Below are 18778 nucleotides of genomic sequence, written 5' to 3'. Positions count from 1 at the left end.
ATGCTTTAAGTTGTAGAATGCCTTCGACCTATAGGAAGGTCAATTTTTCTCTCACATTTAATACAATTTGTTTTGGAGACAGTTCCGTGCAAGACTACGTTCTCTGGTATCAAGAATTAGGTATGCAAGACGTACCTAGAGTTGGTGGTAAAAATGCTTCTCTGGGTGAAATGATATCTAACCTTGCCAATGCAGGTGTACAAGTACCCGGTGGATTCGCGACAACGGCAGATGCCTTTAATGAATTCCTTGAGCAATCAGGCCTCAACGAAAAGATCCACACCATTCTAGATACTCTCGATGTTGACGACGTCAACGAACTTGCCAAAGTCGGCGCCCAAATCCGACAATGGGTAATCGACACACCATTCCAGCCAGAATTAGACCAAGCTATTCGTGAAGCTTACGCGTCGCTCCACGGTGATGAAAACAACGATGTCTCCTTCGCAGTGCGTTCATCAGCCACCGCAGAAGATATGCCAGACGCATCTTTTGCCGGACAGCAAGAAACTTTCCTGAACGTGAAAGGCATAGACGCAGTGATGGTTGCCATCAAACACGTATTTGCATCACTGTTTAACGATCGCGCTATTTCTTATCGAGTTCACCAAGGATACGACCACCGCGGCGTTGCGCTTTCTGCCGGTATCCAACGCATGGTCCGTTCTGACAAGGCATCATCAGGTGTTATGTTCACCATTGATACAGAATCAGGTTTTGAAGATGTGGTATTTGTCACTTCCAGCTATGGCCTTGGTGAAATGGTCGTACAAGGTGCTGTGAACCCAGATGAATTTTATGTCCATAAGCCAACCTTGGCTAAAGGCCTACCAGCGGTTGTCAGACGTAATATTGGTTCCAAAGCAATTCAAATGGTGTATTCAAACGATGAATCTCACGGTAAGCAAGTTGAGATCGTTGATATGGAACCAGAACTATCTAACAGATTCTCCATCACAGATAGCGAAGTAGAAGAACTTGCCAAGCAAGCTGTGATCATCGAAAAGCACTACGGCCGTCCAATGGACATTGAATGGGCTAAAGATGGCAACGATGGCAAACTTTATATTGTACAGGCTCGTCCAGAAACAGTGCGTTCTAATGAAGACGCCAACGTTATGGAACGCTATCAGCTTAAAGAAAAGTCAAACGTAGTTTGCGAAGGTCGCGCAATTGGCCATAAAATTGGTAGCGGTGTAGTACGTGTACTTAACTCTATCGATGAAATGGATAAAGTTGAGCAAGGCGACATCCTTGTGACAGATATGACAGACCCTGATTGGGAACCTATCATGAAGCGCGCTGCTGCGATCGTTACGAATCGTGGTGGACGTACTTGTCATGCTGCAATTATAGCTCGTGAGTTGGGTATTCCCGCTGTAGTTGGTTGTGGTAACGCAACGGATACCATCAAACATGGCGACGAAGTAACCGTTTCCTGTGCAGAGGGTGATACAGGTTACATCTACCAGGGTAAACTAGACTTTGAAGTTATTTCATCACGTATTGACTCCATGCCTGAAATTCCGATGAAGATAATGATGAACGTGGGCAACCCAGACCGCGCATTCGACTTCGCTAAACTGCCGCATGCAGGTATTGGTCTTGCTCGTCTAGAATTCATTATTAACCGTATGATTGGTGTGCACCCCAAAGCACTTATTAACTTTGATGCGCAGCCGGCAGATCTTCAAGCCGAGATTAAAGATATCATTGCAGGCTATGAGTCTCCAGTCGAGTTCTATATCGCAAAACTAGTTGAAGGTATTTCAACGCTTGGAGCTGCGTTTGCGCCAGAACGAGTTATTGTTCGTATGTCTGACTTCAAGTCAAACGAGTACGCAAACTTAGTTGGCGGTCAACAATACGAGCCGGAAGAAGAGAACCCAATGATTGGCTTCCGCGGTGCATCACGCTACATTTCGGAAGATTTCCGTGAATGTTTCGCGCTTGAATGTGAAGCAATCAAGCGCGTTCGCAACGGAATGGGTCTGGACAACGTCGAGATTATGATTCCTTTCGTTCGTACACTTGAAGAAGCGGCTCAGGTTATTCAGCTTCTTGAAGAGCACGGCCTTAAGCGTGGCGAAAATGGCCTGAAAGTAATCATGATGTGTGAATTACCTTCAAATGCACTTTTGGCTGAAGAATTTCTTGAATATTTTGATGGATTCTCAATCGGTTCAAATGACCTTACTCAGCTAACTTTGGGCCTAGACCGAGATTCAGGTCTGATTGCACACTTGTTCGACGAGCGTAACCCGGCTATCAAAAAGCTGCTTTCTATGGCTATTCAGACTGCCAAAGCAAAAGGCAAATACGTTGGTATTTGTGGCCAGGGTCCGTCGGATCATGAAGACTTTGCAGCTTGGTTGGTCGACCAGGGTATTGACTCTGTATCACTTAACCCTGACACAGTGCTTGAAACCTGGCTATATCTTGCAGAGCAAAATAAAGCTTAATAGAATTAGCTAGTTAAGAGGCCTGTTTTTGCAGGCCTTTTTTATTTTCAGATTATCTCAATCTTTTATCAAGTTGCATGCAAATTCTCTTAAATCCAGTCTGCGTTTTTTTCAAGTAACCCCTGGCCCATGAATAATTAAAGGACAAACAAAGTAGGCCGGCTAACAAAAAAACAATGGAAGGGCCTGGTACAACGATAAAAAGTAAAGCTAATAAGGCACAAACTGCAGCTAACACATTCAAAAGTAACTTTTTCATACCAACCTCGTGGGTTTTATAGTTACCTATAAGCGTACTTCATATCCCAAATACAATCTTTTTCTAAATGTAACAAAACGAAAAATTCCGGATTTGTAATGGCACTCAACATGATACAATGCTACTAAAGCAATAATTTATTACCGTCATGATTGCCGAAATTACCCAGCAGGATTCTGCCAATACATTACTAACTGACTACATCAAAAAGATCACAGGCCAGGGCTTTAGCGGAGATACCGATACAAGTTACGCAACCAGGATCGTAACCGCCACTGATAACAGCATTTATCAGGAAATTCCCCAGGCTGTTATCTATCCTCGTAACTCAAAAGATGTACAGGTCGCGATGCAAGTTGCATCACTGGACCCATTTCTTTCGTTAAGTTTCGGCCCTCGAGGTGGTGGTACCGGTACCAATGGCCAGTCACTTACACCTGGTATCGTTGTTGATTTATCTCGTTACATGCGCGAGATTCTTGAGATCAACGAAGAAGAAGGCTGGGTAAAAGTTCAAACCGGCGTAATCAAAGATCAGCTCAATGATTTTCTAAGACCATATGGCTTCTTTTTTGCACCCGATCTATCCACCAGTAACCGCGCCACTATAGGTGGAATGATAAATACAGATGCCTCTGGACAGGGTTCGCTTGTTTACGGAAAAACGAGTGATCACGTGCTTGAACTGAAGACAATCCTTGTCGACGGTACGGAGCTAAACACCAGCAAGCTTGAACTTGAAAAAGCACAGATACTCGCTAAACAAACCAATCGGGTTGGTGAAATCTATAATACTGTTCTAAATAGCTGTAAGGAAAATCGAGACCTCGTACTAGAGAAATTTCCCAGACTCAATCGCTTTTTAACCGGCTACGATCTGGAAAACGTTTTCGACGAACAAATGACAACCTTCGATCTGAGTCGAGTGATCACAGGTTCAGAGGGATCACTTGGTATTGTCACTGAAGCCAAGTTAAATGTAACTCGTATTCAGCCGTTTAAAACACTTATCAATATTAAATACGATTCGTTCGAGTCCGCACTCAGAAATTCACCATTTTTGGTCGCTGCGAATGCCACTTCAGTTGAAACTGTTGACAGTAAGGTCCTTAATCTTGCGAAGCAGGATATCATCTGGCATTCAGTATCGGACTTAATATCCGATGTACCTGGTGTTGACGTTCAGGGACTCAACATGGTTGAGTTCAACGGAGAAACACCCGAAGAAATCGAACATAAAGTATCTTCACTGTGTAAACAACTAGACCTCCTCATTAATAATAAAGAAGCAGGGGTTGTCGGTTATCAGCTCACCAATGATAAGTCCGATATTCTTAAAATTTACGCGATGCGCAAAAAGGCGGTTGGTTTACTTGGTAATACTAAAGGTAAACAAAAGCCGCTGGCGTTTGCGGAAGATACTGCCGTACCACCAGAAAACCTCGCTGATTTTATATTGGAATTTCGAGCGCTATTGGATAGCAAGGGTTTACACTATGGTATGTTTGGCCACGTTGATGCTGGTGTACTCCATGTTCGTCCGGCTCTGGATATGTGTGATCCGGAACAAGAGAAATTACTTCGAGAAATTTCAGATCAAGTAGTTGCCCTGACCGCCAAATATCGCGGGCTTATGTGGGGTGAACATGGTAAAGGATATAGAAGTGAATACGGCCCGGAGTTTTTTGGCGATACACTGTTTAATGAGCTGAGAAAAATTAAAACAGCATTCGACAAAAATAACCGCCTGAACCCCGGCAAGATCTGTACGCCTATTGATAGTAGCGAACGCCTAGTTAGTGTAGACGATCAAAAACGTGCATGGTTTGATAAATCTATCAATATCGAAGTCAGAGAAAGTTTTGAAAATGCGATGAACTGTAATGGTAACGGGCTCTGCTTCAACTATGACGAAACGTCGCCAATGTGTCCATCATATAAAGTAACTAAAGATCGTCGTCATTCACCTAAAGGTCGAGCGTCTCTGATCCGTGAATGGTTCCGACTGCAAGAAGAGCAGGGGGTTGATCTACTAGCTGTCGAGAATACCTTAATTACAAAGGAAAATGATACAACCTGGTGGGAACGTTTTCGTAATAATCAGAAAAAACAAAAAGGCTTTTATGATTTCTCGCATGAAGTAAAAGAGTCAATGGATGAGTGCTTAGCTTGTAAAGCATGCACAACTGCCTGCCCAATAAAAGTAGACGTGCCTAGTTTTCGTGCAAGGTTTCTGAACCTTTACCACAGCAAATACAATCGACCGTTCAAAGATCACTTGGTTGCTAACGTTGAAAAAACCACACCTTTGATGGCAAAATTACCAAGAACGACAAACCTTTTTGTCAATTTCCCTCCAGTAAAGTTGGCTTTGAAAAAGATCATTGGTTATGTCGATACGCCTAAGCTAAGTGTTCCTACCTTAGCTTCGAGAGTAAAAAGCGCACAGTTATACGATGAAAATAAATTGGCCGCTTTATCAAAAGATGCAATGTCCGATATTGTGTTTATCGTGCAAGACCCTTTTACCAGCTATTACGAAGCAGAACTGGTAGAAGCACTCATTAAGTTAGTTGGTAAACTTGGCAAACAAGCGATCCTCTTGCCTTTCGTACCAAACGGTAAAGCGCAACACGTAAAAGGATTTCTAAAAGAATTCAAGTCAACCGCATCTTCCGCAAACGAGTTTCTTTCTCGCGTCGCGGAATTTGGAAGACCAATGATTGGGTTAGATGCTTCGTTAGTTCTTTGCTATCGGGATGAGTATCTTAAGATCCTTGAGAAGGATAAACTAGCATTTCAAGTGCAGCTGGCGCACGAATGGCTCGCAACTCAGAACTGGGGTGCACTAGGCCAACAAGCAAAAACTAACTCGAGCAAAGTGAAGTTGTTAAGTCATTGTACTGAAACCAGCGCGATGCCAGACAGTAAGAATGTTTGGAAAACGATATTCAGCCACCTGGGTATTGACCTGGATACTCCAGCAACAGGTTGCTGTGGTATGGCTGGTACCTATGGACATGAAACAGATCATCAGGAAAACTCAAGAAACCTGTATGAAATGTCCTGGCAGCATCATACGAAAGAGATAAATTCAGAAACGATTTTGGCAACCGGGTTCTCTTGCCGCTGCCAGGTTAAACGGTTCGAAAATCAAAAGCCCATGCATCCGATTGAGTTTATCGCTAATAACCTCTAACTTTATCAGCATAGTAACAGTCTCACTTCTGTTGCTATGCTGTTTTCTTTCAATCTATTCCCTTTGCTTACCCGGCAACACCTTTATTTAACATAATATAAAAACCGCATGATGTTTGCTTTTTGATTACCATTTTCTCGAAATTTATAAGTTGCTGAGTTAAATTCGAATCAATATACAGTATGATGTGTTCTTTATTCCGCTTTTCTACTTCCGTTCAAATTGCCAAGTGAGTTAGGGGCTAGGTAATCGAAAGAAAATTAAACACGAAAGTGGCGTGATTATTGTAGCGACCTTCAAGACAAAAACCATCTAAAAGTAGGACCCAAATCATACGAGGGAGGTAGGGTAACATGCTGGAAAAACCTTTCTGGTATTTTTTAAATATTTATACCGGGCATATTATTTGAAACTCTAATTTGAGGAAAACCGAGGTTTAATCCAGTTTTAGTGAAGTAAATCTCATATTGTAATGAGATACTTTTATTAAAAATCACTGAAAAACCATATGTTTTAAATGGAAGAAATAAAAAAATTTTTTAGCATTAAATAAGAATAATGTTCACATAGGCTGATGGAAAATATTTAATAAAACTATCAATCCTGACATGTGCCCGCCGTTATCATAGCAAAATATGAAAATTAACATCCCTCAATTATAAAGCAAGCTTAAAAATGAGAATAATTAGATACCTATTTAAAATACATTTTACTTAAAGAATTGCCGTTAAACATCGATAGATTCAGTTATAGTTTGCGCTTTACACCCGACTTAGCTCGCTCTTTGATATTGGTTTGGATATAAATCTGGTCAGTTGTAGCGATTTTAGAGTGGCCCAAGTCTTCAGACAAGTGTTTCAAAGGTCTGTGCTGCGCATCATGAGTTGCACCTGTATGCCTTAACCAATGGGAGGTCGCAGCTTGTAGATTTTCTGACTCTTCCTGAAAGCCATCTTCATTTAGTTTTTTTATCGCAAGATCAAAGCTCTCCTGAACGATGCGACGAATTTGTCTGACATTCATCCCCCCGCTTCCTCTCAGCTTATGAATAATGGGATGTGGCTCATCGACACGGGGGAGAGAGCTCAAACCACGGCTCAGACGATAACGTTTAAGGTAATCAATAAAGTCCTCGCTCAAAGTAACATCCCTGAGTTTGTTGCCTTTTCCCATAATACGTAAAAACCAAAACCCGTCCTGATCTTGCCAAAAATGACTCATTACCGGTGCCCATTGCGGTCGATCAGACAGCTCGGATATACGCAGGTATAATCCCTTTAAACAGGCGAGGGTAAACAGGTTACGTTCAAGTTTGGGATCCTTTTCGCAACGATCTTTTGTAACGCCGAACACATATTCCCATTGTAAATCACTAAGCGTATCAGGCAGCTTAATCTGCGACTGAACCACCAGATAAGGACAGTTCTTTTTAACGACAGGAACGAAATTTGTAAAAGTTCTCTCTTCCAAAATTGCAAATTTATAAAACACATTGAGCGCTGTGAACATAGATGCAAGTGTTTGCTGACTAACCCCATTAGCCTTGTAAACAAAGGGACGCCAGTTTGGATTAACTCGTCTAAAGCCTTCAATATCCTTAAATCGCCATTGTACTGAATCCGCTACCCACTCATCTTTTGTTTCAACAACAAATTCTACATAGCCCTCAATGTGCTCTCGCTTTAAATCGAATACCGAAGTCTGTTGAATACACCAGGACCACAGATAAAAGCGCTCAATCTCATTGCGAAAACGATTAAAAGTGGCTTCTGATTTACGACCATATACGTACAAAAACTGATAAAGGAATGCTAGATCACCTTTACACCGCTCGGGATCGAACACGTCATTTTTCAAAAAGTGGTCAATATCAGGGTACTCAGTTGCCAGTGTATTATCTTCAAGATGCGCAACTAAATATCTAAGCTGTCTGAGTGTGTCAACGAGAGGCGTCATAAGGTGTGCATAACACTGATTATTTAAACAGTAGTTTATTCTGACCTAAGCATTTGGAGATTGCAACGGTCTTATCCCACTAAAATGAAAATTACACACCCATTGACAGGTCTGCGCGGGCAGTTACACCGCGACCTTTCTATCCGACTGCTTAACGTACTCGAGAATGATGAAAAGATTACAGATGAACCATAAATCTTTGATAATGAACAAGCCCAGCCCATCAATCACTGTTGCATCGGAAAATCCACCGTCAGCAGTAAACAAGAATGTCTGAGTCATAACGAATACCGCACCGGTCCCGGCCAGACCAGCGAGTATCACAACGCGCTTGTTAAACCATACCCCTAAACCGAGAACAATGGCAAAAACCAGGTCATAAATACCTATTAAATCAGATGCCTGCTGTACACTAAACAGAGTATATAACCAGCCCATGAAAGGCGAAGTTTCGACCAGGGGCACGATTGCTTTTGCTTCAAGCTCTAAGAACTTCATACCTCCAATCCAGAATAAAACAATCGCAACAGGAATATAGTTCATTAATGCATGGGCACGGATATCTATACGTGTGCTAAAACACAAATAGAAAGCCAAAGGCAAAAGCGCAAAATACTTAATAATACCCTGACCCGATCCGATTACAGGAAAACCACCGTGTTCAGCTATCCAGCGGCTTGAATCGAATAAGGTTAATAGCATAATAACACTTACGATAATGAGTAAGAAAAATTGAGGTCTGCGAAGAGAAGGCAATATTGTCGATGAAGCCAGGGCGATCCCCGTGACTAAAAACAAACCGCCTAAAAATAGCCCAAGATTTGACGAAGAATAAATATCAGTGAGCGAATAGAAACCTAACGCCTTTTCTACATATCCAGAATGACCGCCGAGCATAAAAGAACTGCCTATCACAACCAGACTGGACGCAATGACAAAAGCGATTAGCTTGAAATTAATTGAGTGAGACATAGTGTTCCTGAAATATTGATTGTCCTTAGGAGACCGGTAAAGACAATATTTATTTCACGAGCTCTCGAATTTGTCTTTTAGACTACTGAGATGACTAAAATACAAGTCGAAATTCTTTTGGCTCTCTGAGTTCACATAAACACAAAGCGGGCAACCGTCTGAGTACCAACAGCTCACCCACACTTACCTTAACAAGAAAGCAGGGCAACTTATTGCCCTGCTTAAAAGCAAACCGCTGTAAGGTATCTGTTAGTTTGTTTGTGCTTCCAGGCTAACACCATTGTATGATGAATAGCCGCGCAGCATGATATGATAGGTACCTGCAGAAGGGTTATTCACAGTACACACTTCATTATTACCATTTTTGTAAGGGCGACAATCATAGGTCGTGCGAGTAGGTTGCGCGTTTGCACGTACATACAAATCAGCGTCACCTGAACCACCGCTCATGGTAAAGGTTACTTTGCTCACGCCATTACCTACGTTAAACGTATAGAAAGTTTCACTGCCAGATCCACCACTCAGGCTGGTTTTCGCAACGCCATCTTGTAGTTCATTGCCACCGCTACCATTGAGCGCTGCATCTACGGCTGCAGAAGCATCAATGATACCCGTACCACAACTGCTACATGTAGATGGGAAACTGCGTGTCGTACTCTTCAGAATACTTTCAACTTCGTCCGGCGTTGCTGACGGTTTGGCTTGCTTGATAAGCGCGGCGACACCAGCAACATGCGGTGCGGCCATGGATGTACCCTGGGAGTATGCATAGCTGTCACTGGAAGGTGTATTGCTGCCGGTGTTATAAGTTGACAGAATACCTTCTGGATCATTAGCAAAACTCTGCGCGCCACCTGGTGCTGCTACATCGATATTTGACCCATAGTTAGAGTAATAAGCACGACCGCCATTACGACCTACAGAAGCCACATTGATAATGCCTGAACAGTTACCCGGGTTGAAGTTAGCAGAATTTGCATTGCTGTTACCCGCTGCGATAACGATAGTTGCACCATTCGCACGCGCAGTATTAATCGCACTCTGTGTGGTTGAGCTACAAGAACCCTGACCACCCAAACTCATGTTTATGACATCCGCCGGGTTTGCATTTGTCGGTACGCCAGATACTGAGCCACCTGATGCCCAGATGATACCATCAGCAATATCTGAGGTCAGACCGCCACATTTACCAAGTACTCGAACGGGTACTACTTTTGCATCGTATGCTACGCCGGCAACACCTTCACCGTTATTTGACACAGCCGCAACGGTGCCTGCTACGTGTGTGCCATGCCAGCTTGAGCTGCGCGCGCTGTGAGTATAACCACACTCATTTGCAGAAACGGCATCACCAGGATCGCGTGCATCACTATCACGACCGCCGCCATCATTTGCCACAGACAAATTAGAGATCATGTCGTAGCCTTGCAGAATATTTGGATTCAGGTCAGAGTGAGGACGATAGCCCGTATCCAGCACCGCGACTACCACGCCATTACCAGTTGATTTGTCCCAAGCAGCTGGTGCATTAATGCCACCAGCAGATTCGAAGTAGTGCCATTGATCTGAATAGCGCGGATCGTTCGGCGTTGCGAACGGCTGAAGCATTTGATCGATTTCAATATATTCGATATTCCCTGTTGATGCCATTTCCTGCATCAGGCTTTGTGCTTCTGCCGCTGTCAATGTCTTATCGACGCGCATAACGTGGTGGTTGCTTAAAGCCATCTTACGAACATACTTGGTTTGCAGTGAAGCTTTCTTTTTACTTTTAAAATTCTTCACAAAACTCTGAGCTCTCGCGTTCATCATTGCTGGCGACATATCCGCACCAGAAATAGACATGAGTTGGTTGCTGTTATCTTTATACTTGATGATAAATTGCGTACCAACTGTATTCTGACCTTCAATTTTCTGGCTCAGTTGCGTCATACTTGCAACGGAGTGGAGTGTTTCAACGTCGTTTGCGAACGCATGGGTTGTAGCGAACATACCTGAAACAGCCAGCGCGATGGCTCCAATTTTTAAATTATTAGTTGTCATAATAGTTTTTCCCTAGATTAGTTGTTGTTCCTTCTGTCCAGGATTAAGTACAGAAGATTCACAACTGTAAACACAGGGTTACCACATCTTTAAATTCCTTTTGGCTATATAAAGTACAATTCGAGTTATAAGACATGACTTTATTTCACTTATTTCATTGTTTTGTAATATTTTATCAGCCAAGAGACGATTGGTTATGATATATTCTTCATGTAAATGAATGTAAACAAATAGTAATATATTATTAGCATTTCAAACGTTTTAATGTCGATAGTTTCAGCGCGATACAGGTGAGATTGCCTTTTTAAGCAGCGATCCAAATTTCACAGTCAAGCGGATTTCACTCTTGTCATAAACCAAGATCTTGAGTCGCACGCGCTTCCCACTGATGCGAGTTATCGCCTGTAACAAGCAGAGATCCGAGCATAAAATGACCAGGAGTTTGTAAAAATGCGCACCCCTAAAATAGTTACAGAGTTATATTAAATACATAGATATACGTATATTTTTGCTCTGTTTAAAGAAGCCAGGGTAAAGATTAACTGATACTTATCAGGGGAGGGGAAGTTTCACTGCGCTTGGGTAAGGCTCACTTTCACTAAGCCCCATTACTTAATGGTTTTTAAAACAAGGCAGCATCAAGCTTCGATGCCGCCTCAAAATCAAAAAAGATTAAGATCTCTTTATAATCCGCGGCACTGCTGAGCATCAAAGTCGACTATGATGCTGGTATTAGCAGTGTCACCGGTGATCTTAAGATAAGACCAGTACTCACTGCCTGCTGCAATTTGAATACACTCAGTTGTGGTACCTGAGTTCGACTCTGCATCTTTATCATTATCACTTGGCCAGCCGCCATTTTTATACAGTATATGTAAGTTACTCGTGCCATGCGCCGTTGTGATTGCCACATTTTGTGCAGATGACACATCGCCTATCGATAACCACACGGTGCCATCTCCGCCCAGGCATTCAGCTTTACCAGCTTCCAGACGACCTCCACTTATCGGTTGCTGCGTCGAACATGCATCAGGTACCATGCCACTCGTATCTTTAGGCATTATCTCAACGGTATAATCCTCTACTTCCCCGTCGCCAATAGTGCCGCAAGCACTTTGAGCCGCGCCATTATACTTCATGGCAATACGTAACCTCGCTTTTGTGCCTACCATGTTTGCGGGAACATTAATGGTTCCTGTTACTTCACCTTTGCCAGAAACATCAGTTAATACTTGTTCAGATTGTTCGAACTGACCGTTATTGTTGAAATCTATCCAGGCCACCCAGTGTTCAGTGTAGTTACCACCCGGTGTGAAGGTAAACTGGTTGTCTCCCTCTGTCAGTTTGATGGTCTGTGCTGAAAAATCGCTATATCCGTTCGCCTGTGAAGGGTTACTAAATGTGCCACTTTGAACATTTGCAATCCACTCATAGCGGGTATTACCACTGGCAGAGCAATATTCGATACCTGCAATGTCGACTACAGCTTGTGAACTATGGCTTAGTCCATCGTTATCTGTCACTTTTAACGTCGCAGTATAATTTCCTGCCTGAGCATAGGTATGCGTTGGATTGGCATCACTGCTTGAATTACCATCTCCAAACTGCCACAGGTAGCTAACAATATTACCGTCTGTATCTTCTGAACCTGCACTACTGAATGTAACAGGTTGACCATTCATAGCAGAGTAGGGACCATTGGCCTGAGCAGTAGGTGCAACGCGCTCTGATTTAACTTCAGCCGTGGTGGTGTCCGTTGAGGTATTTCCGTCATTATCTGTGACGGTTAACTTAACTGTATACACGTCTGTGTTTTGATAAGTGTGTAACGGACTCGGCGAAGTCGATGTATTACCGTCACCAAATTCCCATAAATAACTAACTATGCTGCCATTCGCATCATTTGAGCCTGAGGCGCTAAATTGAATAGCTTCGCCAATGATGGCACTGTAGGGTCCATTTGCTTCGGCGATTGGTAACTCGGAGTTTGCTGCTCGCTCATAATAAACAACCAATGATGCATCGCTATATTCGAGAAACGGGTCAATCATAATATTCAGCTGACCGCCACCTGCCTCAAATTCACAGTACTCACTGTGCCTGGGTGCACTAAAAGGACCGCAGTCATGATTATCCGCAGTCGGCACAGAATTTAAACTAACGTATGCATCCGGATCTCCCTGGTAGCCACCCGGCATGACCGCAACAGTGCGCACAGCGTCTGAAGGAATATCAAATTGATACGTTTTTGGTTCCGCGCCTTTAGCAGAGCTTAGACCTGTTACTTCAGCCAAAAACACACGCTCACACCCATTACACAGTGTGTCGTCCGTACCAGAAATTACGCTAAGCGTCGCATTGGAGTATGCGCTAAATGCATCGATCGCCGTATGGTAAGAGTCTGTACTTGAAGGGGCAGAGATTGTAACCAGCTCAGGTGAGCCAGCACTTCTGAATGAAATAAAATCAGCGTCCCAGTTATCTCCATTTTTTACCGGTGCTTTACCTTTGGAGACATACATATCCGGATCTTCATCGTAACCGTCCAGGTAAAAAGCGACAGCCTGAGTGCCTGCCGGAACCGTGATCTCGTAATTATCTACATCGCCTTTTTGACCGGACAGATTAGAAAATGACTGGATAACATCGCCCTTTGGCGGTAACACTGCGCCAGAAGTACCATCCCATGGGTGGTCTGCATTACTGGTATATTCTTCAAGGCCTGTTGCAATCAGGTTTGCATTAGACCACAACGTTGCCCTTGCCGGGCCATGAAGTGCAGCGGTCATTCTGTCCACTTGATCCTGTGTGAACATGGCATAGTTATCCGAATAATGCATAAAGTTTTCGGTATTTGTTGGCTGATTCAGGCAGTTCTTTGCATTATTTTGTAATATGCTGCTGCTCATCTGTGGTGTATCACATGATCCGTCACCGGTCGCGTTACAAAATGCCTCAGAATGGATAGTACATACATTGCCATCAAAAGTATGGGGCAAGTTAAGCCAGTGGCCAAACTCGTGAGTTAGCACAGAGCGGAAGTTTTCATTGGTATTTGCGCCAACATAGTCGCCATTATAAACAACACGAGAAAGCCCATTTTGCGACATGCTTAACTGAGGGTACCAGGCAACACCTGAGTTGTTGGTTGAACCATCATCATATAAGTCTTGCTGAATATAAATATTCATGTACTTAAAGTTATCCCAGGCATCGGCGGCAATCTGGTCGTCAACACCGCTACCTTTACCGTAGCCTGCTTTTTGCGGATGGCGCACGATACCATTGGTAGGCTGACCATTTGGATCTTTTTTAGCGAGCACAAATTCAATATTCAGATTTTCGCGTATCGCCTGAAATTCTGGCGCGATAGGACCGTCATCTGTGATCAGACCCAGGAAATCCTGATTGGATTTATTCAGTCCATCAATCACTTTTTGCTCAGTTAAACAATAAGTACCTGACTCACAGTTATACCTGTCACCATAGATATGCACGACCACGGGAATGTAATAGCGCCCGGGAATACCATTGCCGTTTTCTGCCGCCAAGTCTTCCTGATTAGCCAAAGATGACATAATTTGCGTCGCGAAACTGGAGCTAATCGACTGCTGTCTGACATTTTCTTTTTGGATAGATGACCAATCCTGTGAATTGTGGTCCGTACCGCAAATCTGGCCTTCATGTGTATGACCTTTGGTCGAGGTTGTACTTAAAAGCAGCGAGTTGTTAGATGCAGCCAAGCCTGGCTCTAAAGATTGACCTGCCAGAGCCGATCCACACGTCAGCGTCGACAGCGCTATTAACATAGCATGACTAAGTTTATTTCTGGCCGGTGTCTTTGCCAATACCTGTTTAGCAAAAGGCATAGTATTCTCCTGTTGTTGATGTATTTGTTAACAAGGTGATGCTCAATGCGTGTTCTCTTAGTCACCATGCAACTTGTAGTGTTATTATTTTTACCGTATTCAGTACTCTGTTTTTTTCTTAAACTACCTAAAAGTGCATTCATATCAGTCACCTGGCTATCACATTTCAACAGCTGGTGGATTTCTGTACGTCATGAAAGCTTTTTTAACTTACATGAATGAAATTATATTGTATACAGTATAATTTAACATTTTGCATAATTGTTATTTTGGTGAGGCAGGGTAGGTATGCACTAAAGGGGGCTAATGGGTTGTTTTTAGTGCTTATGTTGGTGAGTCGTATGATTGGTTCGCTTTACATTCAAGGTGTTCAACATTTCAAGCTTTTCTAGACAACCTAGCGATAGAGTGAAACAAGAAACACATCGAGACCTTATTTTACGAACTCACCATAATGTAAGCTGACTAAAGCTCAATTTCTTTTTTCTCCAAGCTGTCAAACACTTTCAATAGGATCTCCATACCTTGACGATCATGAAAGCTAAAACTGAATTTGAACTCTGTTTCTAATAGTTGTGCAAGTGCTTTGTCTTCTATATTTTTTTCTTCACTCAAACGCTTAATTCTGTTCACAAAATCATTTTCGAAACTGATAGCATTCTGTGGGTTATGAATTGTCAGGGCTTGTAGCATTGATATTGCTAACATTTGACATAAGTAGCTTTTAAGCATGTTAAAAGCTTCTTCATCCGTATATGACTCGCGAGCAAAAGTAGATGCGATGAACCGGCGTTCTGTTAAACCTATGAACTCTCTATATGTGAGTCTCTCGAACAGTACAGAAGTCACTATGTGGCTAACGATGGTCTTGATATGCTTCTCCTCTATGGTAAGTATCCCATTGAGAGCATTTTCACTTAAGAGTTTTTTAACAACGTCAAGGCTTTTATTTGCAGTTAAAAGCCGATAGAGAACAGAGTTTGCCTCTGCATCTTTCTTAAGGAGAGATGCTAGTGCGACTCTAAAATGAAATTCAAGATTTAGCGACACTTTGCTATTCATGTCATTTTTTACTGATTGCATATGAGACGCAAATTGCTTTAAAGAAGCTTCTCGATTTTGGTATTTAGATAGCTCACCAAACTCCCTTTTACTATCGAACCAAGTTAAGAATATGAGTATTGAAGTTATAGCAAGGAGAGGTGGTGTTAGCAAATTATTGAAATATGTCACTGTACCAACCCAGTTATCGTGACTAGCACCGAGTTTAAAACCAAAACGATTAAAATAAAATCCAGCAAAGATACCGAAAATCATTATCATTGAGAATACATAGAGCGATAGATACTTGTATTCTTTCCAAACTTTTCTAACCCACTGATTTACTCGACTCAAACTGAACCGAGTTATGCTGAGGATAACTCTCAAACCGAACCAAACACTGCTGGAGACAACTAATCCCAAAGGGGATAACAGAGTGTAGAGAAGTATATGTGTATACAAATCACCCATAAAATATTCTTATTCCTTGGTTTTACCAAAATATATCATACCCTTAACCGTGATTTATTGCATATAGTAGTGATTGAGGCAGAGCAACGATAAATTCACTGTATATAAAAACAGTCATCCACTACAAACACAACTATGGTCATTCGGAGGTTAGCAAGTGGGCTGCGGGCTTATAGAAAGTATTGGCCGTGCTAAAAAAAAGACGGCGTAGCATTTGCTCGGATTTATCTTTTTTCAAGTACTTATTTTGGCTGGTTTACTTCACAAAACAATAAAGACCGATACTGGTTAGTATCGGTCTTTATTTTACTAAGAGTCACCATTACCATAGCGACAACCGACAACCGACAACCGACAACCGACAACCGACAGCATTGTTGATAATTGACGGCAGAAAGGTATTACGAAAGGTTATTCGAGCGCCGGTAAAAAGTTTAATAACTATAATCATCAGAGATGGCGAATCACGGATAAACGTCGTGAGCAAAATTGAACGAAAATCTATACCTTTGAGTAAGAGGCTAGCCATTGTCGATATAGGCTAAAAAACACAGATGCTCGTAGGGGATAAAACTTGGAAATAACTCATTTAACATAATATAAATTATAGGATGTTAAATTTAGGCGTTAGAGTGTGTGCGAATGCATGGTTAAGAGGCTTTTAAGGTTCTTGTACTGTTATGCCCCCAATGAATGGCGTTATCTGATTTAGTCTTAAGTTAATCAGTTCCGATAAATTGGATTGCTTGTATAAGCCGAGAAATGCTAAGAGTTTAAATATCAGATACAGATACTGGCTTGATGACTTCAACACGTACTTTTCAGATCACTCAATACATTGATACCAGACAAAATCACTCGTATGCGATTTTATCTGGTGTCTTTGAAGTTCTAGTATGCTTTATTGCTCAACAATAATTCTAAGCATACGCCGTAATGGCTCTGCGGCACCCCATAACAACTGGTCACCCACAGTGAATGCACTGATATATTGCGGACCCATGGTTAGTTTACGAATTCTTCCGACCGGAATGCTCAACGTACCGGTCACTTTTACAGGGGTAAGTTCCTGCTCCGTAATCTTGCGATCATTCGGGATCACCTTTACCCATTCGTTATGTGATGCCAGAATTTCTTCGATTCTTTCGACGGGGATATCTTCGCGAAGTTTAATCGTCATCGCCTGAGCATGGCAGCGCATTGCGCCAATTCGCACACAGATCCCATCAACAGGGATCGGTTGTTTACTCGATCCTAAAATCTTATTCGCTTCGACCTGAGCTTTCCATTCTTCTTTACTTTGCCCACTTTCCATTGGTACATCAATCCAGGGAATTAAGCTGCCGGCAAGCGGGACACCAAACTGATCAGTTGGCAGGCTGTCAGATTTTAACTTTTCGGCGACCAATTTATCTATTTCCAGTATTGCCGCACCTGGGTTTTCTAATTGTGTCTTAACTGAATCATGTATGTCACCCATCTGGGCAATCAGCTCTTTCATGTTACGCGCGCCGGCACCCGATGCCGCCTGATAGGTCATCGGGCTCACCCATTCTATCAAGTCTTGCTCGAACAAGCCGCCCAGTGCCAGCAACATCAAAGAAACGGTACAGTTTCCGCCAACAAAGGTCTTAACGCCCTGCTCCAGGCCTTGCTTAATAACGTCTTTGTTAACCGGATCCAGCACTATAATACTGTCGGATGACATTCTTAATGCGGATGCTGCATCTATCCAGTAGCCATTCCAGTCTTTGCCTTTTAAGTCACTGTATACCGACTTGGTATAATCACCGCCTTGGCAGGACAAAATAATGTCCATTTGGGAAAGGCTGTCGAGATCATAGGCATCTAAGAGCGCTTTAGCCTCGCCGTTAACCTCCGGTCCAGGCTGGCCGGCTTGAGATGTGGTGAAGAAATAAGGTTCGATATCAGAAAAGTCATTTTCTTCGTGCATACGTTGCATCAATACAGAGCCGACCATTCCACGCCAACCAATTAGTCCTACTTTTTTCATGGTATTACCTTTTTTTGAATCATTGAGTACTTTGCGTGAGAGGTATGTCTAGACGTCTAAAAATAGCAAACATTATCCGAAGAAACTATACTTTTAACGTTAAACTTGTACATAAATTATAAAAAACCCCGCATAAGCGGGGTTTGGATACAACATGTAAAGGTTGTGTCCCATACTGCCGCCTAAGCAACAGTTTAGAACTAGGTTGTTAGCAATCAGAAACTCATTCTAATTGCCAAAATTCTGATTTTGTATGTGAGAACAAAGTATGGCTTAATTCTAACAAGGGTTCAAGAAATTTTGATTACAACGATCTGAAAAGTAAGAAAATATTTTCCCACTTTAGCAAAACCACAAATGTCACATAAGTTTAACCTTATCACCATCTTAACCTATAGAAATTGACTTAGAGCGAATTTGCGAACACCACGAAAGAATCAAACAGGCATCATTTTCATTTGTACCCACCTTTTGGTGAGCATACTCTTCTGA

Annotated in this window: 9 protein-coding genes; 2 read left to right on the top strand and 7 right to left on the bottom strand. The window is 42.4% G+C overall.

What is annotated here, in order from left to right; all coding sequences use genetic code 11:
- The first annotated feature begins 86 nt into the window (after window positions 1-86).
- Complete coding sequence (gene ppsA / locus QNM19_RS01935) at window positions 87-2462, top strand: phosphoenolpyruvate synthase (RefSeq protein WP_049863277.1); 2376 nt, start codon at window positions 87-89, stop codon at window positions 2460-2462.
- 52 nt (window positions 2463-2514) lie between these two features.
- Here the strand turns inward: ppsA and QNM19_RS01930 are convergent, their stop codons facing one another.
- Window positions 2515-2721 carry a PGPGW domain-containing protein gene (locus QNM19_RS01930; protein ID WP_082225323.1) on the bottom strand — a complete coding sequence of 69 codons (207 nt, stop codon included), beginning with the start codon at window positions 2719-2721 and terminating at the stop codon, window positions 2515-2517.
- Between the two features lie 148 nt (window positions 2722-2869).
- Here QNM19_RS01930 and ydiJ point away from each other — a divergent pair, with 148 nt between their 5' ends.
- Entirely contained in the window at window positions 2870-5920 is a 3051-nt protein-coding gene (ydiJ, locus tag QNM19_RS01925; RefSeq protein WP_284026243.1) for a D-2-hydroxyglutarate dehydrogenase YdiJ, read from the top strand.
- Between the two features lie 747 nt (window positions 5921-6667).
- On the opposite strand, the gene QNM19_RS01920 is transcribed toward ydiJ, so the two are convergent.
- The 6 genes from QNM19_RS01920 to asd form a co-directional block, all read right to left on the bottom strand.
- The gene (locus QNM19_RS01920) at window positions 6668-7876 is read right to left on the bottom strand and encodes a tyrosine-type recombinase/integrase (RefSeq protein ID WP_049863278.1); all 1209 of its coding nucleotides are present in this window, start codon (window positions 7874-7876) and stop codon (window positions 6668-6670) included.
- Between the two features lie 123 nt (window positions 7877-7999).
- Window positions 8000-8848: a DUF417 family protein gene (locus QNM19_RS01915; protein ID WP_049863279.1), complete on the bottom strand. Its 849-nt coding sequence runs from the start codon at window positions 8846-8848 to the stop codon at window positions 8000-8002.
- Window positions 8849-9097: 249 nt separating this feature from the next.
- Entirely contained in the window at window positions 9098-10891 is a 1794-nt protein-coding gene (locus QNM19_RS01910) for a S8 family peptidase (RefSeq protein WP_049863280.1), read from the bottom strand.
- Window positions 10892-11574: 683 nt separating this feature from the next.
- On the bottom strand, window positions 11575-14760 hold the full coding sequence (locus QNM19_RS01905) for a M43 family zinc metalloprotease (protein ID WP_284026242.1): 3186 nt from the start codon (window positions 14758-14760) through the stop codon (window positions 11575-11577).
- Between the two features lie 465 nt (window positions 14761-15225).
- Window positions 15226-16272: a hypothetical protein gene (locus QNM19_RS01900; RefSeq protein ID WP_284026241.1), complete on the bottom strand. Its 1047-nt coding sequence runs from the start codon at window positions 16270-16272 to the stop codon at window positions 15226-15228.
- Window positions 16273-17173: 901 nt separating this feature from the next.
- Window positions 17174-18286: an aspartate-semialdehyde dehydrogenase gene (gene asd / locus QNM19_RS01895; protein ID WP_049865487.1), complete on the bottom strand. Its 1113-nt coding sequence runs from the start codon at window positions 18284-18286 to the stop codon at window positions 17174-17176.
- Window positions 18287-18778: the final 492 nt, after the last annotated feature.

Origin of the sequence: Pseudoalteromonas ardens, from assembly GCF_030125445.1 — a bacterium.
GTDB lineage: Bacteria > Pseudomonadota > Gammaproteobacteria > Enterobacterales > Alteromonadaceae > Pseudoalteromonas > Pseudoalteromonas ardens.
This window is presented reverse-complemented; position numbering and strand designations above follow the sequence as displayed.

What these genes read in the sequence shown, in the direction of transcription:
- QNM19_RS01930 (WP_082225323.1), bottom strand. Translation starts at nt 2,721, where the DNA reads ATGAAAAAGTTACTTTTGAATGTGTTAGCTGCAGTTTGTGCCTTATTA.
- ydiJ (WP_284026243.1), top strand. Translation starts at nt 2,870, where the DNA reads ATGATTGCCGAAATTACCCAGCAGGATTCTGCCAATACATTACTAACT.
- QNM19_RS01920 (WP_049863278.1), bottom strand. Translation starts at nt 7,876, where the DNA reads ATGACGCCTCTCGTTGACACACTCAGACAGCTTAGATATTTAGTTGCG.
- QNM19_RS01915 (WP_049863279.1), bottom strand. Translation starts at nt 8,848, where the DNA reads ATGTCTCACTCAATTAATTTCAAGCTAATCGCTTTTGTCATTGCGTCC.
- QNM19_RS01910 (WP_049863280.1), bottom strand. Translation starts at nt 10,891, where the DNA reads ATGACAACTAATAATTTAAAAATTGGAGCCATCGCGCTGGCTGTTTCA.
- QNM19_RS01905 (WP_284026242.1), bottom strand. Translation starts at nt 14,760, where the DNA reads ATGCCTTTTGCTAAACAGGTATTGGCAAAGACACCGGCCAGAAATAAA.
- QNM19_RS01900 (WP_284026241.1), bottom strand. Translation starts at nt 16,272, where the DNA reads ATGGGTGATTTGTATACACATATACTTCTCTACACTCTGTTATCCCCT.
- asd (WP_049865487.1), bottom strand. Translation starts at nt 18,286, where the DNA reads ATGAAAAAAGTAGGACTAATTGGTTGGCGTGGAATGGTCGGCTCTGTA.